Genomic DNA, 22,376 nt, shown 5'->3' with positions numbered 1-22,376 from the left:
TGATGCTCAAATAATGATACTAACTGGTTCGAATATCTCAGCAGCTAACAATCCTGATAGCTTTCCGTAGAATTTATTTAGTTCAATATATGGTAGCAGTATGTCAAGTTGTGTATTGAAACATTGAATAACTCTGTATTTTTCTTCGAAAACTTCTGAAATGTCTATATACAGCCTTCTTGATGGCATCTGAAAAGGATCAGATACAAAGTAAAGGACATTTCTACACACGTGAGGTTCATATTCCAAGAACTCTGGTGATGTCATTGCCATAAAAAGTGCTTTGTCCACAGCTTCCCCAATCGCTGAATGGTCTGGGTGTCTGTCCGTCCTGGGGTGAGTGGCAAGCATATCGGGTTTGTACTTTCGAATAAGGTTTGCTATTATCTTTGGCAGATCTTGCTGCATGCAAAGTGAACCGTCTTTCAGCCCGAGAATTTCGTATGTTTCTGTCCCCAATATCTCCGCAGCGTTCAAGCTTTCTTGCTTACGTTCTTCAACTGTTCCGTAACCTGCCGACCCATCAGTCAGAACTACACAATGCACTTTTGCGTCTTTGTTTTCTCTCAGTATTCTTAGAATAAATCCTCCCGCCCAGATTTCAATATCATCTGGATGTGCACCAAGGAAGAGATAACTATTGAACATCTTGAACATGATTATCACCTCCAAATTCACAAAGTGTTGTGCGATATGAAAACTTATCAATTACTATGATATCACTTTTCAAAAAGATCCTTGTAATGATCTTAAGCAGTCAAAACTTCAATTATAAAAAAACCTCGCTATTGAAATAGCGAGGTGAAAATAAAAGAAAGAGTACATCTTCACAAGAACTTCCTCAGATGGTTAAGCCCAAGCCTTAAGCCTTTTTCAGATTTTTCCATAGGACCAAACCAAACTGGATCTTCAAGTTCTATGCTGATGACATAGTCATAACCTATTTTTCTTAATTCACGTACAAAGTCACCCCATGAAATTTTTCCTAAACCTGGAACCCTATATGTCCACCAACTTTGTCCATGAAGATTTGTTCCGAAATGCCCAAGGATACTTTGTTCGAGAACAAGCGTTTCATCTATGTCAACGTCTTTTGCGTGCACGTGAAAAATTCGTCTTCCAAACTCACCAATAACCTTTAGGTAATCAATACCAAGCCAATAAAGGTGAGATGGGTCAAAATTCAATCCAAATGAATCTGGGGTTATTCTGAATATCTCTCTCCATAATTCAGGTGAGTAGAAAATATTACCAATCTTTTCTGGTTGCTGCCATCCAATCATTGGACAGTTTTCAATCATCAACCTAACATTCTTACTCTCTGCATAAGCAATTGATGGTTTAAAAACTTTCTCAAATTCTATAATGTTTTCTTCTACTGATTTTCTAATATCTCTACCAATAAATGTACCAACTAACTCCACTCCCAAAAGATTTGCCGCATCTATAACACGGACCAGATGCTGATTGATCTTTGCCCTCTTCTCTTCATTAGCATCAAGATTATTGTCGTAGTATGCAAGTGATGAAATAATTATTCCGTATTTGTCCAGAACACTCTTTATTTCTTCTACTCCTTTCTTATCAAGCTTTTCAACGTCTATTGTAGTTGAAGAAAAGTCCCTTTCATTTATCAATGGCCAAACAGCAACCTCCAAAGCTTCAAACAAGTTTTCATGAGCCCATTGAACCATTTTCTCAAATCTCATTTCCCCAAGTGCCACAGTCAAGAATCCTACCTTCATTCATCCACCTCCTTCAAACTAACGAAAAATAGGCCAGGCAGAGCCCGGCCCTTTCACTAATTCACTAGAACACTGAATCTGGGAAGTAATACTCTTTAGCATTCTCTTTTGTAACAGTTTCTGTTGGCAGTACAATTTTTCTTGGAATACCTTTTTGGTAGAAACCATTAAGACTTTGGTTCCTAAGTGCCATTACTGCAAGATTAATTGCAGTTGAAATCATGTTAGGAGGATATGTAAAATCAACACTCACTAATGGATTTCCATCCATTATCATCTTAACAATATTCTTCTCACATGCACCACCAACCAAAACTATATTTTTATCTCTTCCAGCTTGCTTTAGTGCAAGTATAACCCCATGCAACATATCATCGTCGCCAGTCCATACGGCATCAATTTTTGGGAATTTTGTCAAGAGTGTTTGCATTACTTCGAAAGCTTTCTCTCTACTCCAGTATCCAGGTTGTTCAGCGATGACCTTCAAATTCGGGTACATTTTAATTGCATCTTTGAATGCCTTTACCCTTTCATCATCAATCGTTGATGGTATTCCTCTGATAATTACAATATTTCCGTTTCCTTTCAACTTTTCTGCGATATACTTGCCAGCAAGATAACCATACATGTAGTTGTCTCCTGCGATATATGTGTTGTACTCTTCAGAGTTAATACCTCTATCCACGATAACAGTGAAAACTCCTTGTCTGAAAGCTTGAACGCAAATTGGTGTGAGTGGTGCTGACTCATAAGGGTTAATAACAAGTGCATCAATACCCTTTGCTAGCAACGCTTGAACTTGTGCGATTTGCTCACTCGGTTCCTTTGCTGTGACTAGATAAAATTCAAGGTTTCGATCGTTCTTGTACTGGTTTATAGCATACTGAGCCCACCAAACCATTCCACCAGTCCACCCATGATCTGCTGCAGGTATCGCTACTCCTATCTTGAGCGGAGCCGCAAAGATAAAAACCGTCATCAATACAAGAAGTAACACCAACACTTTCTTCATACCAGCACCTCCCTCGGATACCCCTTAAGGGGTCTAGTCCCTTCGCAGATTCTGCAACAAGACCGCACCTATAATTATCAACCCTTTAACCATACCTTGTAAGTATACGGCAACGTTTAGCATAACAAGCATATTGTTGATTACACCAAGAATGAGAGCGCCGAAAAATGTTCCAAAAATGCTACCTTTTCCACCGCTAAGACTTGTTCCTCCTATTACTGCAGCAGCGATTGCATCCAACTCATAGCCAACCCCTGTTGAAGAAGAACTTATAGACCCCATCATTGAAGAAAGCAAGAATGCAGATGTAGCTACGGAAACGCCGCTAACAACATAGGTCAAAGTTCTTACGAGATCTACACTAATTGCCGAGTATAAAGCCGCGACTTCGTTTGCACCTACAGCGTAAACGTACCTACCGAATTTTGTTTTCTCAAGCAAAACGTGGGCTATAATAGCATATAGGATAAATACAATCATAGGTAAGGGCAAGCCAAAGACAAATCTCATTCCTATGCTGATATATTTTTCAGACGTTGTCATATAAACTCCACCATTTGCAAAATTCAGTACCAAAGAGCGATATATTGCCATTGCTCCAAGTGTTGTGACAAACGCTGGTATCTTACCCTTAGTTGTTAGGAGACCTGCTCCAAACCCTAAAAGGACTGACAAGCAATATGCAACTGTAACCGAAAGAATGATAGAAGCAGTCCTATCACCTAATTTATTTACTAGTTGAATAGATGTCGAGCCAAGTAATGCTACCAGAGAACCAACCGAAAGATCTATTCCTCCTGCTATCATTACAAAAGTAATCCCGATAGCAATGATACCAACATAAGATGTTTGCCAAAAAATGTTAAGTATATTCCGTGGTTTCAGAAAAGATGGACTAAGAGCACCGGAAATAGCCATCAGCCCAATCAGTATAAAAACTATCAGATACTTGGGCAAATTTCGTTTAAACCAACTCTTTTTTAACGCGTCGTCAGCCACTGGAATAATTCACCTCCTCCAAACCTGTTGCAAGATAAATCAGGTACTTTTCATTAATATCACTTCCAATAGCTACTCCGGCAATCTCTCCTCCCCTCATCACTATGACTCTGTTGCATAACCCTATTATTTCTGACAGTTCAGATGAGACTACAAGAAAAGTGGCATCCATGTCTTTCAGTAGTGTCGACATTATCTGATAAATCTGACTCTTTGCATTAACGTCAACACCACGTGTTGGTTCATCAAAAATGAATATCCTTGCTCCAGCATTAACAAGTTTAGAGATTACCACCTTTTGCTGATTTCCACCACTTAGTGTTTTGGCTATCTGATATGGAGTCTTAACCTTTATATCAAACTTCTCCTGAAAATGCTTAAAAGTGCTTATTTCAAGTCGATTGTTTAACAAGAATCTTGAGAACTTTTCAAGAGACATTAGTGTACAATTCTTAAAAACCTCGAGTGTAAGTATTATTCCGGCGGCTTTTCTATCCTCTGGAAGGTACAGAATACCTAACTTCTTAGCTTCCATTACTGAGGAAATACTTATGGGTATCCCGTTCAATGAAATTTCTCCGCTCTTTAGTTTTTTAATTCCCAATATTGTTTGCATTAGTTCAGTTCGGCCAGAGCCTACTAATCCATAAAAGCCAAGTATCTCATTCTTAAAAACTTTAAAACTAACATTTTTGATGGAGTTATCTTTTGATGTTAAATTTCGCACCTCGAATACAACGTTATTTTCTGGCACTATCTTTTGTGGATAAATGTCGTCCAAGTTCCTTCCTATCATAAGTTCTGCAATCTGCTTTTCCGTCAGTTCTTTTGTTTCTCCTTCATGAACTTTCCTTCCATCTCTCAGCACAATGGTCCAGTCAGTAATTGACATAATCTCTTTGAGCCTATGCGATATGAAAACAACAGATATCCCTAATCTCCTCATATTATATATAACTTCAAAAAGCTTTTTCACTTCATCTTCTGTAAGTGAAGATGTAGGTTCATCCATTATCAAAATTTTCGCCTTTTTCGATATAGCTTTGATAATCTCAACCATTTGTTTCTGAGCAGGAGAAAGCTCAGAAACATATAGAGTTGGATCTATGCTTAGGCCAAACTTCTCAAGATAGTGCTTTGTGCTTTCAATCATATCCCTTTTTTTCAAGAAGAAGTTCCTTGTTAGTTCATCTCCCAAGAAGACATTTTCGTATACCTTTAGTGTATCAACTAGATTCAATTCTTGAGGAACCATAATTATTCCGAGACTTTTTGCTTTAACTGGATTAAGAGTTACTTTAACACCTTCGACAAAAATCTCACCATTTGTTGGTTGCAAGAAACCGGACAGTATACGCATCAATGTTGTCTTGCCAGCTCCATTCTCTCCTACGACACCATAAATTTTAGCCTTTTGAAAAGAGACATTGATATCTTGTAAAACAGGAACAGAAGAAAAATGCATATATATGTTTCTGGCAGAAATCAAATCATCACTATTGCTCAATTCTCACCACCCCCCCTCGTATAATAAGTTCGGTAAAAATTAAAATTGGTCTTTGAAAATTGAATGCATATTTTTTAACACCTCTGGTAAAATAGTTTCAGGTTGCCCCTCCTTGAGACTTTGTTCTCTTAAATAAGATTGCCTAACTAGAGTACAGCTTTTTACTTGCCGGAAAATGTTTTGCCTCGTTTTCTTATGTACCGCGAGGTTGTAAGGCTGTACTCAATCCGGAGGTGATTCCTTTGGCTATTTTAGCTATTGATGTCTCAAAGAACTATCTTTCTTTCTTTTCTGATTTCATCGGTAGTGGGACTGTTGAGAACTCTCCTCAAGGCATTGTTGAACTTTTTAACAAAGCTTTTGCTTCTTCTTCCGATTTTTCTCTTGTCCTTGAATCAACTGGTGTTTTTTCTTTTAATGTCGCTAACTTCTTCTTTCAAAACAACGTACCTGTCTTTTGGGTTAAAACTGATAACATTAAGCTCTATCGCAAAATTCTCAATCGTCCTAAAACTGACAAAATCGATGCTGAACTTATTTTCTCTATCGCTTCTAAATTTCCTGAGTCTTTAGTCCCTTTTGTCAATAACTCATATATCATCTCTGAGCTTCGTAATCTCACCAGACTTTATTTAAAGTTCAACGAAGATATCGCTCGATTGAAACTTAGGCTCTATTCGTATGTTTCTCTTTATTTCCCTAAACTTGACTTTAAACTAAATAAGACTTTCGAATGCCTGCTTAAAGATTATACAATCGAAGAAATCGCAAACATGCCAATTGAAGAGTTATTTGAATATATTGCGAAAATTTCCAGACACAATGTCTCTTCACAAGTCTTAGCAGAAAAACTCCAAACTCTTGCTAAAGATGCCTTGAGGTTGTCTGTTAATCCTTCAAACACTCTGAGAATATCTATTGTTTCCACTATCGATTTGATACAGCACTATGAAAAACAAATCGAACTAGTAAAGAAAGAAATAAGTAAATTACTTAAAGTAATTCCGAACACACTAACAACAGTCAAAGGGATAGGAGAAATAACTGCAGCTGGAATTATAGCCGAAATAGGAGACATCAATCGTTTCGAAAAAGCCTCAGCGTTAGCATCATACGCAGGGCTTGTATGGACAATCAATCAAAGTGGAAATTACAAATCAGAAAACAACCAACTAACGAAAAAAGGGAACAAGTATCTAAGAACATACCTAGTAATGGCAGCGAACGGAGTAAAGACATACGATCCTGTATACAAAGAATATTATCGCAAAAAGTACGCAGAAGCAACAACACACAAACACATGAGAGCGCTAATATTAACTGCAAGGAAATTAGTAAATTTAGTGTATTATTTACTAAAGAACAACGTACCGTATGTACCGATGAAATAGGTAAAAAGAACGAAATCAAGTATGTGAAGAATGAAAGTGAAATATTAAGTTATTGAAAGTCAAAGTGTTGACTAGGTTTTTTATTTTTCTATTTTTTCTCCTCTTGACTTATTACCGGAAATCTTTATTCGAAGATTCGAAAATTTTCTCAATTATTTTGATCCCTATAACCCCATCCTCTGCTCTTACTATCGGTTCTTCAAGTCCCAAACAGACCTTTGAAAAATGGTCTATTATAGGCATTTTCCAAAATGGATCCTGGTTTGTGAAGAGTGGTCTGACAGATGTTTCTCCGTGCATTTCCACTGGTCTTGCAAGATAAACATCTATCTTTGATGGATCGGTTTGTCCTATCTTTAGAGTGCCATTTTCTCCGTATATTACAAAATAATTTTCCTCCAAACCTTTTGTAATCCAATTTGCATCAAGCGTTGCAATCGCTCCATTTGAGAGTTTCAAGATCGCACTACCGATATCCTCTACTGTTCCCCGTTTCTCTAAAGTTGTTGTTATTCCAATGCATTCTGTTACTTCCAAACCTGTTAGGTATCTTATCAAATCTATTTTGTGGATACCAAGATCTCCCAAAGCACCAAACATCGCGGAGTTCTTTTGGAAAAACCAATTAGCATTTGGAGACCAATTTTCAGGTCCTGAATGACTAAACATTGTTTTTACTAATCTAATGTTTCCGAGTAAACCTGACTGTATTATTTCTTTAGCTTTTAGATGATGCGGGAAGAATCTTTGCGAATGATTAGGCATTAGCACTCTTTTAACTTCTTTGGCAGTTCTTAGCATCTCCATTGCTTCTTTAAAGCTCGTAGCCATTGGCTTTTCAACAAGCACGTTTTTGCCTTTTTCTAAAGCCTCTATAGTTACCCTTGCGTGAAGATAATTTGGTAATGCAACAATTACAGCATCAACATCGTCCCGTTCAAGAAGCTCATGATATTCTGTATAGAAATGAACTCGTTCATCTTTTAGTAGACTTTTGAAAAGGCTAAGCCTCTGTTCATTGCTGTCAGCTATACCTACTAGCTGTGCGTATTTGGAAGAAACAGTATTGGGCACATGCAAAACTTCAGAAATCTTTCCAGCACCGATTACACCAATCCTAAGCTTTTTCATAATTATCCCTCCTCATAAATTATCTGTCCTCGTGAGTATATTTCTATAAGGTGCAAGTGGAAACCGAGAACCAGAACTTTTAAAAACTTCCGCATACCTACAGCCAACCTGGACGCCCCTAAAACCTGATGTATATAAAATAGATGGTAATATCTCATCACTGTAAACATGTTTTTCGAATGCATGCCTCATCAACTGTATTGCATTTACCTTTTGACGATAATACTCACTTATGTCGACTGCTGTGTCAAACTCAAACTCAAGACTTGATGCTGGGATTTCAAACATGTAAATCTTCTTTTCATACTTTCTCGAAAGCTCTAAAGTTTGTCTTGCTACAACCTGATGGTCATATAATATTTCTTCGTGCCAATGAGTAAAAACTATTTTTGGATTAAAGTCCTCAATAATTTTTTCCAAATCCGTTTTAAATTTCTCAATATCAATGTTTCCGTATGAATAATTAAGATACATTGGTATTGCTCCAAGAAGCCTCACCGAATCTTCAAATCCTAATATTCTATCGCCGCAAACGCTCAGGACAAGGATTTCATAATCATTGGATGTCAGCTTTTTGATAGTTCCTCCCATTCCTATTATTGGATCATCACTATGAGAAGCAACTACAAGTGCACGTCTCAAAGCACTTCTCCCCCTTTTAGACTTGATTCTCTAACAACCAAATTCGGTGAAAAGATGTACCTCTTTACTGTCTTATCTCCATTTATAAGTCTGAGTAGAAGTTTAGCCGCAACTTTTCCCATTTGCTCTACTGGTTGATGTACGGATGAAAGAGGTGGTGTAACCAGCTCACAGAGTTCTTCATCGTTGTCAAATCCGACAACAGCAATATCACGTGGGATCTGCAAGCCGAATTCGTTGATAGCTTTCATAACACCTATAGCTACCAAGTCATTCATGCAAAATACTCCGTCAACACTTTTTCCCTCACTGAGAATTCTTTTCATATTTTCGTAACCGGAAGAGATATCGTATCCAACAGTATAATAAACCGGAGTTAATTCAAACTCTTTCATTGCAGCAATATAACCTTCTAATCTCTTGATCGAAACGTATAACTCATGCGTTCCGCCAAGATGTATTACATTTTTGCATCCATTTTCTATTAAGTGTTTTGTAGCATTGTAAGCCCCATAAAAGTTATCCAAGACTATTGAAACCACATTAGGCATATCGTAATCTTTATCAAAAACAGCTACAGGTATGTAAGAAGAAACTTCTGTTACTATCTCATCGTTTACACGTGAATTCCCAATTATTAATCCATTAACTCCGCGCATCCGAGCGTTTCTTATAAGCTTCTCTTCTCTTTCAAGGCTTCTGAAAGAGTCCATTAAGACAATCAACGTATTCTCTCCACATTCTTCTTCTACTCCTCGAGTAAGTCTGGCAAAAAATGGGTTTACAATGTCAGGAACAATAAGTCCTATTGTTGCGATCTTTGTCTTCTTAGCCATTATCCTTGCATGGTAGTTTGGAGTATAATTCATTTCCTTGGCCAAGTTTAAAATCTCATTACGTTTAGCTTCACTTACTCTACCCTTACCATTTAGTACCCTTGATACAGTAGAAACAGAGACATTGGTCATTTTAGCAATATCTTTGAGGGTCACCATCTGACATCCACCTACTTTTTGAATATTTAGTATTCTGAATGTAAGAGCAAACGCTTGCTCAAGTCATAATTGAAATATATCAGAAATTTGGTACCCAAGTCAAACAATTCAACATAATAGCAAGTAAGACTATTGACGAAAAAGTCTCATGAGCAAGAGTTAGTAGCAAAATCTTATCATTTACTAATTATTTCTAACTGTATTACATTTTTATGCTGGTCGCTATAATGCGGGGAACTACCTGAAGATTTCTCGTAATACGGAAAAGCTCAAAGTTACTTATCCTAAGTTGTTATAGTTTGAATTGATATGCCTATTTCGGATAATATACACAAACAGAAGTCATGTGGAATTAACATAGCTTAAAGTGTATAATAATTATGGAAAATGCTGAAACTTCTTCGTAAATATTTCCTAAGAGCTGATTTGACGCAAGGAAGGGAAGTTTATTATGAAGAAATTACAATTGGTTTCGTTTTGACAGTAGCCAATAAATCTATAGGGGGTGGAAGAATGGTAGAAAAGGATTACGTAAAAAAATTTCAACCATTTTCATATGAGTATGGTTCGCTAAGAATAGTATACAGATTATTTGTTCCAAACGAAGCGGAAAAGGAGCAAGAAGATATTGTGTATCCTCTTGTCGTCTTTCTCCACGGAGCAGGTGAACGAGGGACTGACAATATTAAGCAAATCACCGCAAACGAAGGAGCAACCGTTTGGGCAAGTGATGAGGTGCAAGTCAAACACCCATGTTTCGTTCTTGCACCTCAATGTCCTGAAGATTCATACTGGGGTACATCATTTAGAATTGTCGGTTCATCTGAGTATTTAGAGCCGAACGCGTTGCTTGCGACAGTGAATGTTATAATAGAAAAGCTAATTGATAAGTACCCAATCGACACTTCTAAAATTTACATTACTGGTCTTTCAATGGGCGGATTTGGAAGTGTGGCACTGATGACAATGTGTCCCGATAGATTTGCCGCTGGTGTTGTTGTCTGCGGTGGCGGAAATGTAAGAAAGGCTTATAAAATAGCCAAGATTCCAATCTGGTTTTTCCACGCAGAGGATGACGACGTCGTTCCTGTTCATTATACAAGGGATTTGGTTCGTGAATTGGAAAAACTCGGAGCGCCTGTGAAATATACAGAGTATCCAAAAGGATATATGGGTTCTCTTGGATTACCTCCGCACGCATCTTGGGTTCCTACATATCGAAACAAAGAAATGATAGAATGGCTTTTTGAACAGCGAAAAAAATAACGAGGTGGTTAACCCACCTCGTTCTCTTCTTTTTAGAACATTTCACTACTTAGAATATTCATTTAGGAGTTGATTCAGGAATTCAATAACTTCACCCTTACTCGCGTATTTTGGTATGTTAAAAGACACTTCTCCCCAGTCTTTGAGTATCTCAGATTCTTCCTCTGACTTATACTTATCCAATAACATGACGACTGTGCTTAATAACTCATCTTTTATTAGTTCGTAATGCGCTTTAAATCTCGCATATCTTTCGTAAAGCATCATGCTTCGGGAAGTTATTATAGATGTCATAAGCGATGTAATTTGAGATTTCGCGTTGTCAGAGAATCCGAGAACCCTGGTCTGATTTTCAAAATCTAACATTGAGTTGTACGCATTTGTTTTCCATACACTCTTCTTTGAAACCTGTGGCCAAATCGAAGCCGGAAGTCTTGAAAGTTGGTCAACAAAATCTTTTTCGACGGCTTTGAAATCTGTTTGTATCAGTTGTTCGTGTAGCCTGTTTATTTTATCAACAAATATTGGGGTAAGGCTGTTTGAAAGGCTTCCTTTTTCATCGTCTTCCAGAATTTTGTCTAAGCTCTGCTTTGACTGCTCGACAAGTTGTTCAAAGGTACTCTTCCAAGAGTCTTCATCAGAAAGCTTCTTTGAAATGTATTCATAAGTTTCTTTATACATATCCAAAAGTTGCTTGTAAGTGTATACACTTTCTTGGTAATCTGAGATAAGCTGATACTCTCTTGCTAAGGCGTGCAAGTGGTCAAGTACACCATCAGGTACTCCCCATACTCCTTTGGATTCCATATACTTGCACGTCTTTATTTCCAGATTCGCCATGTCAACAAGTAAACGCCTTGCATCGTAATTTATAGGATCTTTGAGCGTCACAGTCATATTAGCAAAGAACCTATAAATATCTTGTCCACCACTTGTTGCAAGCTCGATATCGATGTTTTTCCAATCTGGGAACCTATTCCAACCACCCGGCATTATGTAAAGTGTCCTTCTTGTCCACGTATCGAATTTATTGAAGAATATTGATAAGAGCCCTCCTATCTTTTGCTCAAGATCTGCGCCTTTGATATTGTCTAAAAGCATCTCTGTTACTCTATAAAGCGAATTGTATCTAACAGCAAGCGTTTTGAATGTATTTCGTTCGGTAAATGTCAACAAAGATAATTCGTAGATACCGGCAGAATCGACAAGAGCTTGGGTAGTTGCAAGGTCAAACTTGTCGACAAAATCTGGATTAGCTTTCAAATAATCGTTTAGCACAGCAAAATACCTTGTCTTAAATCTTTCAGGCAACAATTTATGATATTCATCTGCTTCTTGGTTTAGGACAGACTGAGGATCTTGTTTCAAGCGTTGTTTTAGTTCTTCAATTCTTATTGGATCTGCAGCAAGCGCTGCCAAATAGAAGAATGACTTTCCGTAAGTGTGATTCAATTTTACACTTTTAAGGAGGTTTTCTTTAGCTTCTTGATACTGCTTCATTATTTCGTTTGGTATACCCTGCTTCTGTGCAAGTAACTGGTTTCTATTTGCGTTTATCTGACTTCTAATATTTTGAATTGTTTGCTGTCTTTCATTCTCTGCTTTCAATCTATCGTACGCAATTCCCAGTCTTCTTGCCTCAGCTTGTTTCTGACCGTGCCAATTTTCCTCTGAAAGTCCGACAAATTGACCAGAGAAACTGTTCAAATCTGATTCGATTTGGTCAAGCTGTTTCAGGTAATTTTCAATTTGCGTTTGTTGGTCTCTTAACATAGTCATAGTTTGGAAAGCAACGTTTCCGTTTCTAAAATAAACTTCTGAAATGAAGTGGTTCCATCTAAGGTATGTCGAAGCACCAATAGTACCTACAAGAACCAAACCCAGCGCCACAGCTTTAACGCCGTGAAGTTTGTATTCTTTTCCATCAACTTTGTTAAAATACTTCCCTAAGCCTACGCTCAGAACAAACGTCGCAAGAAGTGCGTTGGGCAAAAGGTGCCCAGGAAAACTGAAGACACTTTGGAACGCAAAGACAACACCACTTAAAACAAGCATTGAAAAGAGGGTTATATCGTCTTGTTCATCTATCTTTTGAGTGTTCTTGACCACGTATATTACTAATAAAATAAGCATAACCAAGATTAAACCAAAACCTATCAATCCTGTTTCGGAAAGTACTTGGAAATAATCATTGTGAGCGCGCTTGAAATTGTTCCAACCGTAGTTGTACTCTGGATTGTTTTCTATCAAATCAGCAATACCATAAAGGCTATAGATTTGATAAGTACCTATTCCTTGCCCCAAGATTTTGTGCTTCTGCCAAATGTATATTGTGGAAAACCAAGAGAGAAATCTTTCATCCATACTTGAAACAGAAGCCATTGCGCTGAATCTATCAGTCATTTTGAATGAACCGTAGTTGTTAAACGCCGACGGTACGTTGTAAAGAACGATAAGAAGAATAGTAATTAATACGAACACAGCAACTGAAATGCGTCTCAGAAATTTGAGCTTTTTAAGTAAGCTCGGATTTTTCTTCTCTAACTCCTTTTCGTGTAAGTTTTCTCGTTTCCTAATATAGAAGATGTAAGCGACTGCTAGTAGAATACCTTCAACTATCAATGCCAAATATTCAGAACGGGTTTGAGAGAATATTATAACGGTAATGTACAATAATGCAGAGATTAGAGACATTATCTTAACAAAGGCTATTCCAACGAATTTTTTTAGATTTATGGCACCTATATCAAGGCTTATGACAAAATACAGAGCTATTGGCAAAAGCATGTTCAAATAGTTAGATACAAATATGACATTACCGATATTAGCCTTTATACTTGCGCGCTCAAAAGGATTACCAACTTGACCTAAGAAGATGTCATATCCCATGTAGAAGTTAAGAATTGCATTTACAGCGATAAATAAACCTGTTAATACAAATATAAATAAGAATCTAACAATTTTTTGCTTGTCGTTTAAAATTGTAGCGAAATAAAATGCCAGAATTACGTTTAAGAAGAGATACAAACCTATATCAATACCTTGTCTGAAAAAGTAAGGATTGTCTTTCCACGTATTGATTGTCGAAAGCAGAGCCACAATGGAAAATGCGAACCACACAAAATGGATCTTGGAAGCAAAGAACTTGATCTGCTTGGTTTTGAACATTCTCCAAAGAAGGTATAACCCTATCAACAAAGTTGCGACCGTTAGTATGGCATACTTAGGCGTACTGAATTCGTATGTGTACTGCCTGTGTGCAAATAGTGCAACAAGTGGAATAGTAATGTAAAGAACAAGTTCTTCAAAGAATGACAACACGTGTACCCGCCTCCCTATATCACAGATTTAATTCTGTCAGTACTTGAGAATATTCAACCATTTGGAGAGAAACGCGTAAAGTATTAATATTACAACAACGCCAGATATCATCATGTAAATATTGATTCTAACAATTAGTCCTACAAGTAAGACGAAACATTGGATAAATATCATTGTCCATAAAGTTTTTCGTTTATCATTTACAACATTATAGATTTTATCATATACATGACCTCTATCACCGCTAAAGGGTGAACGTCCGTTTAGCAGTCGTCTGAAAACACCCGATGATAGATCAAAAAAGAAAATTGATACAAGAATTAGTGCTGAAACAGCTCTCGGAAAATTGTTTGTGCCTTCTCTAAACGCAGAAAGAAGACCTATCGAGAGTGTTCCTCCAATTAGATAACTTCCAGCGTCACCCATAAATATCCTTGCCGGTGGGTAGTTATAAATTAGATAACCTAACAACGCTCCAACAAGAGCTACAAGTAGCGTGGTATCATACTTTGAAGTAGAGACAACTGCTAATCCAAGAGCAGACAACAGACTGACACTTGCACATACACCATCTAACCCGTCCATCATATTCGTTGCGTTTATGAGCGCAACGACAACAAGCACATAGAAAGGTAGGAAGATTGAGAGTCCTAAATATTTGAATACTAACAGAGTAGAAACTACAAATTCAATTAATAACCTAATCTTTGGATTTAGATTTCTAACATCGTCATACAACCCAGTCAAGGTAAGGATCGTGAGACATATTTTTGAAATGATGTCAAACTCAGTTGTTATTATTACAGCCAAGAATATTGATAACCCACCGAGATAAGGTGTTATTCTTTCATGAGGTTTCAAGTCTCCATCGGGTTTGTCCACTATCCCTGTTTTGTATGCAATCCTTCCAAACAAAGGTATCGTTGTGACTGATATTATAAACGAGAAAATCATCGTCAAGAAATAATTATGCTGCATCGTACTGCCTCCAAGTTCAGAATTGTCCCGTTTGTGGAGCTTCAGGTTGCTGCTCTTCTTTTTCTTCCTGAGGAGGCTGTTGAGATTGCTGAGTTTTCTTCTTTTCCAAACTTTCCAGACTACCACCGTCTTCAAGCAGTTTAACTATTTCTGCAGTTTTTGTTGACATATCTTGTCCCTTATAGAACAGCTGAACTACGTTTACTTTTCCTGACGGCTCTACACTAAAATACACAGTTAAATTTGAACTCGAAAAAACAACCCTATCGTATTGCCTATCTATAGACCAGCCAACAGGTCCAAGGATCTCTTCATATGTTTTGTATGTAAAGATTGTATTTTTAACAAGTTCAGACAGATTATTTCCTAAGGTTTCTACTCTAAAGACTTTTGATACTACGTAGTCAACAACTTCGTCGATAGCTTGTGTACCGTCCATATAAACATATTCCAACACAGGCTCTTTACCAAAGAAAGTTTCAAACACAAATTTGAAGTTCCAATCACGTGAACCATATTTTCCTATGCCTGACAACACAACTCTGTCCGCGTTACTGTCATACTGCCATACTGGAGATTTCAAGAAAGACTCAAAAGCGACTTTGTTACTTTGAACAGGGGAGTACTTTACTATTTTGCCATTCATTACAACGCTCAATATGTTAGTCTGTGAAACTTGAAGGCTCTCATTTAAAACATTGTTGATAACAATGTCCGATTTTGCTTTCTCACTGCCGTAAACCGATTCAGCCAAATAAAGTCCATCAGGTGTAGAGATGAATCTCAGCTCAACCGGCGTATTCTTAGCCCGTGTCTTTCCAGACACTACGAATTCATATGAATTAGGTTTGTAATACATATCCCATTGAACTTCTGAAAAATGCTTGTCGAAAAACTCTTGAAAAGTTGATAAACCATTCGGCAGTCGAGATTTTAAAATTAAATCCTTGAACTTAGCTATATCCTTTTCTTTATCTGCATAACCGTACTTTGAATAAATATAACTGATGTAATAAATAATGGCCTTTTCATCGATCTTCTCGCCATTTAACAACAGATAATCTATGACAGTGTCTCCATTTTCGTCTATTCTGAACCCTAATGTAAGTGCTACTTCACTTTCTTCAATTTTCTCTATACCATTTAATTCTACAACTTTCTTAGTTTCATCTTTTATAGTCCATCTTGCGTTTGACAATTTTGAGAATACTTCTCCAATGGAGACATTTTGAAAGTCTTTAAGAAAGCTGTTTTTAATTGCTTCAATTAAATCTTTATCGATTTCCTTCTTGTATATTTTTGCAAGTGTTACACGCATTGCATTAGAGTTTAATTCTTTACCATTAATAACTAATTTTTCCGCTGTAACTTTAAATTTGCCACCGAACTTAGTGATAGCGTAAGAAATCTTGAGTATATTTCCTTCTTTATCACTTCCAGTTATCCTGAGATAATCCTTTTCGTTCTCTTTATAATATTCCATCGCAATATTATTTAGATAACTCAGGAAAGACGTTGGATCAGACGACTCGTAATCAGAAAGAGGTGTACTCGTTAAAATTTTATACAAAGCTCTTGTATAAATTTCCTTGTACACATCTTCAACGTTTGGTTGTATGGTGCCATTTATATGTATAAATATCGTACCGTCTTGTGAGACAACTACTGTGTAGCTATTATTCATTTCATCATTTCCCGTAACTTTGACGCTTCCAAAAAGGCTTATCTGGACATTTGCCTCACCGAACGCATGTTGAAAAACTTCTCTGATGCTTAACAATTTGAACTCACCATGTGGCCTTTGCACGCTTTGGATTCTTATATTGAAAAGAACAACTCCGATGATAACTATCGATACTATAGCAATTACCAAAAATGCAACCATCTTTCCGCCGCGCTTCTTTGGAACAGAATACCTTCTCATTTATATCCCCCCGATTTATTTTCTTTGGTTCATCTAAAATATTATACACTGAAATTCATCAACTTTGAACAGAATACCACAAACATTATTAAATTAAGAAAAGACCCTCTTGAAAGATGCATCCACATATGGTAGAATCTTAAACGGATTTATCATTACGTGGGGCCGTAGCTCAGTTGGGAGAGCGCTACCTTCGCACGGTAGAGGCCGTGGGTTCAAATCCCATCGGCTCCACCAAAATATAAGAATTTCGGAAGCCTTGAGAAATCTCAAGGCTTTTTTATTTTTGTATATTAGTGCACAATGGAAGAACAGATAACATTATGAGCTGTATTCTTCTTCTATTATGGTCTATCTATACTGCTCTAAGTATATGTATGAAGTCTTAATGTATCGATATATCTACGAAAAGAGTTATACTTAAGCTAAGGAGTCAACTATGCAAAATTAAATTTTTGTTTTGAGTGTGAGATAGCATAATCAATATTGAACTTCTCTTTCTTTCTCAACATTGCGTACAACGTTCGCAATAACTTGTGTACTACTGACATTATCGCTTTTTTGTACGGTATACCTTGCTGCCTTTTTCGTTCATAGTATGTTCGGAAATATTCGTTGTGAATCACTACACTCACTGCCATTAGCCATAGTATTCGTCTTAGGTGGGCATTGCCCCTTTTCGATATGTGTCCTTCTACTTTGCTTTTGCCTGATTGGGCAATGCTTGGATCGAGTCCACAATACGCAATGAGTTTTTTGTATGTACTAAATCTTGAGATATCTCCAACTTCTGCCAAGAAATGCATCGCGCTGTTTTCACCAATACCTGGTATTGACGTGAGTATCTCGATATCAAGGTTTATCGCACTACATTCGCAATATTCTTTCATCATCTTGTCGTGTTCTTCAAGCTGTTGCTGTAAAAATTGTAGTTCTTTGATATTTTGCACAAGAATCTTTTCTTTCATCGGCCAATATTGAGCAATCGAGTTATTAGCGAGTTCTTTAAGTTTTTGAGCATTAAGTTTTGTACTTCTGCCACGGTCTTTGGAAAAGAACACATCCAGATTACGAGCCTTTTGAATAGCCTTGGCAGAAGGGAAATGAGAAAGAAGATTGAGGATAGTGTCACTGTAGATATTGGTAACTCTTTCGAGTTCAGGGAAAAGAACGTTGAGCAGTTTTTCGATATTGCCTTTAACTTTTGCGATGCGGTGGATAATGTTTTCGCGTGCTCTGACAATATCACGAAGCTCAGAGTTGACAAAAGCAGAAGAAGGAATTTGATGTTGTAGGTAAAACAAAGCAGTAGCGATAATGCGAGCATCGATTTTGTCGGTTTTGGTCTTTCGAAGAGAAGCAAAGTTTTTAACAGTTAGAGGATTAAAAACAGCGCAAGCAAAGTCGTTGGAAGAAAGGAAAGCCAGAAGGTTGAGATGATAACAGCCAGTAGATTCCATAGCGATGATGATGGATTGTTTTGGGAAGGCAGAGAGTTTGTTTGCGAAGGAGGAAAAGCCTTGCTGGGACATATCGAAAGAAGATTCGAAGATGATGGAACTGGGATTAGAGATAGCGCAGACGTTGAACTTATCCTTGGAAACATCGATGCCGACGAAAACAGGGAAGTTATCCATGAAAAATCCTCCTTTCGAATGATGAGGGCAGGGAGCCTGCTGAACCAATCCTCCATGCTGACGAGGGCTGAAAGCCCAACCAACTAATCATGGTTAAAGGCAGGCAACAGACTCCTTAAATGGCTTAAAAGCCAAGGTGACATAAGTTGTCCTGCCCTCAATTTTTTTAAGCTAAATTATTTATACCATATTTTTATGTAGGAGGTGAATTCCATGGTAGGAAAATTGAATAAAATTCTAACAATTACAGGCTTAATACTCGTATGGATACCGGTATTAGCCCCTGCTTTCTTCTCCATAGTTGCTTTGATACAAATGGGAAGGTTTTTATTCGATTTCTTAATGCCAGCTGAGTTGTTTTTGGTATTTCTTGCGGGCGCTATTCTACTTCTTGTGGCTTCGATAAGGACCAAACATTACGTAAAACAGATAGGATTCGGATTATTGTCAGCAGTTATACTCTTATTTGGAGGACAAGGTATAGCTGTTATAACCGGGCTCGCTTCAGGTGAAAGAGAATTCGGTGATTGGGTAACAGTCTTGGTAATGGTAATGATATTTCTGTATATATTCGCAGTTATCGAAATTGGCATATCAGGCTTTTATTTACTTCGAAAGATAAATTCAAACAGTTCATCAACTATAGAGAGCAAATAGCAACAGTACGTATATCCTAAAATATTTTAGAAATTTCTAACATGTACTGAAAACAATCTTCTCTGATTTATTTTGATAAGGATTATTGTCGTTATACCTTTTTTGAAGTCTAATGTAATCAAATACCATCAAGAAGCCATAGTTGCGTATGGCTTTTTTCTTTTTTACTGTAAGATTACATGCAAAGTGTGTATAATATTATTAAGGGATGTTATTAACACTTACCCAACATATCAAAGGAGGGAAAATAGCATGAACAGAAGAACAAAAGCTATGGTTAGCGGTATTTTGCTTGTATTGACTCTTGTCATAAATACCTTAGGAACTTTAGGTTTCATCAACGGACGTTCGCAAAAGGATATATCAGATTCGTATCCAACATTGATAACACCTGCACCCTCGACATTCAGTATCTGGAGTTTGATTTATACTCTTCTAATTGCTTCTGTTATTGTGATGGTAATCAGAGCAAAAGATGAATATTACGGTGAAGTCGTCGATGAAATCAGTTTACTCTTCTGGTTATCATGTATTTTCAATACTGTCTGGATTATTTTATTCTCTTTTGATCTAATTGGACTTTCAACCATTGCGATTTTTGCTCTGCTTATAACAGACGTACTGATGGTTCAGAAAATTGGCAAGCTCCAAACTCAAAGAAGATTCTTATTCCCTGTCACGTTTGGTTTATACTCCGGTTGGCTGTTTATTGCAACGGTTGCAAACATAACGCTGTGGCTTGTAAGTATTAATTGGAATGGATTTGGTATTTCACCAGAGATATGGGGTGTAACTATACTTCTTGTTGCGGTCGTACTCACGTGGCTTGTTCTAATAAGAATAAAGAACGCAATCTTTCCTTTGCCTATCGCATGGGCGTATTTCGGCATCTACAAGAACCTAATCTCACCTGAAGGTTATAACAATCAGTACACATTATTACCAAAGATAGCAATAATTGGTGCAATTATACTGGTTTCGCTTGCTGTATTCCAATTTTATAGAAATAAATTCTGTTCAATGCCCATAAGGGAGATGAAATGAAACTATTAGTTCCCTTGACTCCCCGAGTAAAACTCGGGAATTTTTTTAATTTAATAGAAGATGTGCTATAATCACCTTAGAATAGCAGAAACTGAAATGTCTTGGGGTATCGAATATGATAAGCTCGGAAGTTGTGAGCTGGGAAGAGTTTTACAGGGAATTTGCATACAAAAATGTTTTGCAAGGAATAATAGCAAAATAATTGGGGGCTGATAATTATGAAATCTTTGGTTGTATTTTACTCACTCGAAGGGCACACAAAATACGTTGCAAAGTTACTTGCCGAAGAATTGAAGGCTGATTTGGTTGAATTAGAAACTGTTAAAGAATATCCAAAGAAAGGCTTTGCAAAATATTTCTGGTGTGGAAAGGCTTCCGTTTTCAGAGAAAAACCCGAGCTCAAAACAAAAATTCCTGACTTCTCAAAATACGAGCTCATCGTGATTGGCACTCCTGTATGGGCAGGGAATTGCACACCACCGATAAACACGCTTTTGAGCAAAGCTAGTTTCTCGGGAAAAAAACTTGGAATATTGGTCACAAATGGCGGTGGAAGTATTGCTAAATGTGTCAAGCAAATCACCAAAGTCTTGCCCGGAAATAACGTTCTCCAACCACTGCATTTTGTGAATCCGGAAGAAAGTAAAAGAGAAGAAATACTTCAGAAGATAAGGTCTTGGATTAATGCCATTAATGAGTAGACAGTATTTATTATTCGCAAAGCAATACAAAAGTGGGGTAATTACTCTACAAACTCCTCCCACAACAATCAATAAACAGAATCATTGGAAAATCTTTTACAGTTATTTCATAAATCGCCTCAGGTCCGAGGTCTTCAAATGCAACGATACGCCAGTCTATTGTTTTCTGAGATAGGTATGCAGCACAACCACTCGGTGCAACGAGGTATGGTACCTTGTATTTTTCTATTGCTTTAATGACTTCCTGTGTCCTAACTCCTTTACCCACGGTTGCCAATATGCCCTTCTGTGCGGTGAATTCAAAGAATGAATCCATTCTTTTGGAGGTTGTGGGACCAATAATCATCTTGTCATTTACAAATGTTGGTCCCGCGTAGAATATTATTTTCCCTCCAAGGTTTATAGGTAGTTGTTCGCCCTGTTTATCCATTTCAACCAATCTTTTGTGTGCAGCATCACGCATAGCATAAAGTTTGCCTGCGTAATTAATCTGAGTACCTGCAGGTAAATTGCAAAGAAATTGCCTACCCTCATCAGCGTTGCCATTGTAAATAAATCCAACTTTCTGGCTCATCAAAAGGCCACCCTCTTTGTTCTTGTTAGATAGCAATCGACACTTACAGCAACAGGTAAGGTAGCGATATGCGTCGGGTAGCCAAGCACTTTTGTCTTTATGATGCTCGGTCCTGTACCAAGCCCCTGAACGCCTATTTTCAAAGCTTCAAGCGAGCTGTGAAGCTTCTGAGAAAATTCGGTGTATTCTATAACGTTTGGTATGTTCGGCTTATGCTCGAATAACGCTAATCTTGAAAGAAGCATCGCGAAGTCAGCAGTTCCACCAATGCCAACTCCAACCGATATTGGCGGACATGCGTTTGGTCCGCTCTTTCCAATATGTTCTGCAACCGCTTCGAGTACAACGTTTTCTTTCGAAGATGGTGGTAGCATAAACAAAGCAGATAAGTTTTCACTTCCACCACCCTTGACCATTATCCAGATTTCCAATTTTGGAGCGTCTTTATAGAGAGTTTCATCAACATCAAATTCATGGATTACCGCAGGTAGGTTGGTTTTGGTATTTGTTCTTGAGAAGAGAGGATCATTTACTACACTTTTTCGATAGCCATTTATTTGATAAGTATCTTCTACAGCTTTAAAGAGTATTGATTGAAGTGACTGCAAATTATCTAATCTGTGGAATTTGTTTTTTTTGAAAACGAAAAACTCGACAATACCTGTATCTTGGCAAAGCGGAATTCTGTTTTCTCTTGCTATCCTTATATTTTCTTTCAACTCATTAGAAAATGGTCCTGTGTAATCTCGTAATATCTCTTCAACCTTAGGTGTAATTTGTGTGTTCAGCTCTATAAGCGCATCGCAAACCTGTTTGTATATTTCTTGATATGTTATCATTTTATCCCCCCTG

Annotated in this window: 19 protein-coding genes and 1 tRNA gene; 6 read left to right on the top strand and 14 right to left on the bottom strand. The window is 37.4% G+C overall.

Features of this window, described 5'->3' with window-relative positions; all coding sequences use genetic code 11:
- Positions 1 to 6: 6 nt before the first annotated feature.
- The 5 genes from IB67_RS05275 to IB67_RS05255 form a co-directional block, all read right to left on the bottom strand.
- Complete coding sequence (locus IB67_RS05275; RefSeq protein ID WP_434223534.1) at positions 7 to 657, bottom strand: PIG-L deacetylase family protein; 651 nt, start codon at positions 655 to 657, stop codon at positions 7 to 9.
- A gap of 170 nt (positions 658 to 827) precedes the next feature.
- Positions 828 to 1,745, bottom strand: coding sequence for a sugar phosphate isomerase/epimerase family protein (locus IB67_RS05270; protein WP_434223535.1), 918 nt, complete (start codon positions 1,743 to 1,745; stop codon positions 828 to 830).
- 64 nt (positions 1,746 to 1,809) lie between these two features.
- Positions 1,810 to 2,757, bottom strand: coding sequence for a substrate-binding domain-containing protein (locus IB67_RS05265; RefSeq protein WP_434223536.1), 948 nt, complete (start codon positions 2,755 to 2,757; stop codon positions 1,810 to 1,812).
- A gap of 33 nt (positions 2,758 to 2,790) precedes the next feature.
- Complete coding sequence (locus IB67_RS05260) at positions 2,791 to 3,756, bottom strand: ABC transporter permease (RefSeq protein ID WP_434223537.1); 966 nt, start codon at positions 3,754 to 3,756, stop codon at positions 2,791 to 2,793.
- A complete protein-coding gene (locus IB67_RS05255; RefSeq protein WP_434223538.1) occupies positions 3,749 to 5,263 on the bottom strand; it encodes a sugar ABC transporter ATP-binding protein in 1,515 nt (504 codons plus the stop codon). The genes IB67_RS05260 and IB67_RS05255 overlap by 8 nt, the downstream gene beginning before the upstream one ends.
- A 242-nt stretch (positions 5,264 to 5,505) precedes the next feature.
- On the opposite strand from IB67_RS05255, the gene IB67_RS05250 reads away from it, so the two are divergent.
- On the top strand, positions 5,506 to 6,654 hold the full coding sequence (locus tag IB67_RS05250) for an IS110 family RNA-guided transposase (RefSeq protein WP_164542215.1): 1,149 nt from the start codon (positions 5,506 to 5,508) through the stop codon (positions 6,652 to 6,654).
- 111 nt (positions 6,655 to 6,765) lie between these two features.
- Here IB67_RS05250 and IB67_RS05245 read toward each other — a convergent pair whose 3' ends face one another.
- From IB67_RS05245 to IB67_RS05235, 3 genes are read right to left on the bottom strand one after another with little or no spacing between them, the layout of a single operon-like run.
- Positions 6,766 to 7,785, bottom strand: coding sequence for a Gfo/Idh/MocA family protein (locus tag IB67_RS05245; RefSeq protein ID WP_498875161.1), 1,020 nt, complete (start codon positions 7,783 to 7,785; stop codon positions 6,766 to 6,768).
- Positions 7,786 to 7,797: 12 nt separating this feature from the next.
- A complete protein-coding gene (locus IB67_RS05240) occupies positions 7,798 to 8,427 on the bottom strand; it encodes a PIG-L deacetylase family protein (protein WP_434223540.1) in 630 nt (209 codons plus the stop codon).
- Positions 8,424 to 9,422: a LacI family DNA-binding transcriptional regulator gene (locus tag IB67_RS05235; protein ID WP_434223541.1), complete on the bottom strand. Its 999-nt coding sequence runs from the start codon at positions 9,420 to 9,422 to the stop codon at positions 8,424 to 8,426. Before IB67_RS05235 ends, IB67_RS05240 begins: the two co-directional genes overlap by 4 nt.
- 513 nt (positions 9,423 to 9,935) lie before the next feature.
- On the opposite strand from IB67_RS05235, the gene IB67_RS05230 reads away from it, so the two are divergent.
- Positions 9,936 to 10,688, top strand: a complete 753-nt coding sequence (locus IB67_RS05230; protein ID WP_434223542.1) for a carboxylesterase family protein — start codon at positions 9,936 to 9,938, stop codon at positions 10,686 to 10,688.
- Positions 10,689 to 10,733: 45 nt separating this feature from the next.
- On the opposite strand, the gene IB67_RS05225 is transcribed toward IB67_RS05230, so the two are convergent.
- Genes IB67_RS05225 through IB67_RS05215 form a run of 3 tightly spaced genes read right to left on the bottom strand, consistent with a single transcriptional unit; the run spans position 10,734 to position 16,911 of the window.
- Positions 10,734 to 14,009 carry an O-antigen ligase family protein gene (locus tag IB67_RS05225; protein ID WP_434223543.1) on the bottom strand — a complete coding sequence of 1,092 codons (3,276 nt, stop codon included), beginning with the start codon at positions 14,007 to 14,009 and terminating at the stop codon, positions 10,734 to 10,736.
- Between the two features lie 36 nt (positions 14,010 to 14,045).
- Positions 14,046 to 14,987, bottom strand: a complete 942-nt coding sequence (locus IB67_RS05220; protein ID WP_084634330.1) for a glycosyltransferase family 4 protein — start codon at positions 14,985 to 14,987, stop codon at positions 14,046 to 14,048.
- Between the two features lie 16 nt (positions 14,988 to 15,003).
- Entirely contained in the window at positions 15,004 to 16,911 is a 1,908-nt protein-coding gene (locus tag IB67_RS05215) for a hypothetical protein (RefSeq protein ID WP_072758248.1), read from the bottom strand.
- Positions 16,912 to 17,072: 161 nt separating this feature from the next.
- Between IB67_RS05215 and IB67_RS05210 the strand changes: the two genes are divergently transcribed.
- Positions 17,073 to 17,148: transfer RNA gene (locus IB67_RS05210), tRNA-Ala, on the top strand.
- A 200-nt stretch (positions 17,149 to 17,348) separates the two neighbouring features.
- Here the strand turns inward: IB67_RS05210 and IB67_RS05205 are convergent.
- Positions 17,349 to 18,548 (bottom strand): IS110 family RNA-guided transposase, encoded by a 1,200-nt coding sequence (locus tag IB67_RS05205; protein WP_498875160.1) that lies wholly within the window; start codon positions 18,546 to 18,548, stop codon positions 17,349 to 17,351.
- 213 nt (positions 18,549 to 18,761) lie between these two features.
- On the opposite strand from IB67_RS05205, the gene IB67_RS05200 reads away from it, so the two are divergent.
- The 3 genes from IB67_RS05200 to IB67_RS05190 all read left to right on the top strand — a co-directional run bounded on the left by IB67_RS05200 (position 18,762) and on the right by IB67_RS05190 (position 20,950).
- The gene (locus tag IB67_RS05200) at positions 18,762 to 19,205 is read left to right on the top strand and encodes a hypothetical protein (protein ID WP_424695269.1); all 444 of its coding nucleotides are present in this window, start codon (positions 18,762 to 18,764) and stop codon (positions 19,203 to 19,205) included.
- A gap of 252 nt (positions 19,206 to 19,457) precedes the next feature.
- Positions 19,458 to 20,249, top strand: coding sequence for a TspO/MBR family protein (locus tag IB67_RS05195; protein WP_424695268.1), 792 nt, complete (start codon positions 19,458 to 19,460; stop codon positions 20,247 to 20,249).
- Between the two features lie 218 nt (positions 20,250 to 20,467).
- Entirely contained in the window at positions 20,468 to 20,950 is a 483-nt protein-coding gene (locus IB67_RS05190) for a flavodoxin family protein (RefSeq protein WP_424695267.1), read from the top strand.
- Between the two features lie 46 nt (positions 20,951 to 20,996).
- Here IB67_RS05190 and IB67_RS05185 read toward each other — a convergent pair whose 3' ends face one another.
- A complete protein-coding gene (locus IB67_RS05185) occupies positions 20,997 to 21,524 on the bottom strand; it encodes a FumA C-terminus/TtdB family hydratase beta subunit (RefSeq protein WP_072758341.1) in 528 nt (175 codons plus the stop codon).
- Entirely contained in the window at positions 21,524 to 22,363 is an 840-nt protein-coding gene (locus tag IB67_RS05180; RefSeq protein ID WP_072758240.1) for a fumarate hydratase, read from the bottom strand. Before IB67_RS05180 ends, IB67_RS05185 begins: the two co-directional genes overlap by 1 nt.
- Positions 22,364 to 22,376 lie beyond the last annotated feature (13 nt).

This window comes from Fervidobacterium riparium, from assembly GCF_025370035.1.
GTDB classification, from domain to species: domain Bacteria; phylum Thermotogota; class Thermotogae; order Thermotogales; family Fervidobacteriaceae; genus Fervidobacterium; species Fervidobacterium gondwanense.
The sequence above is the reverse complement of the archived record's forward strand: the minus strand, read 5'-3'. Positions and strand labels throughout refer to the sequence as shown.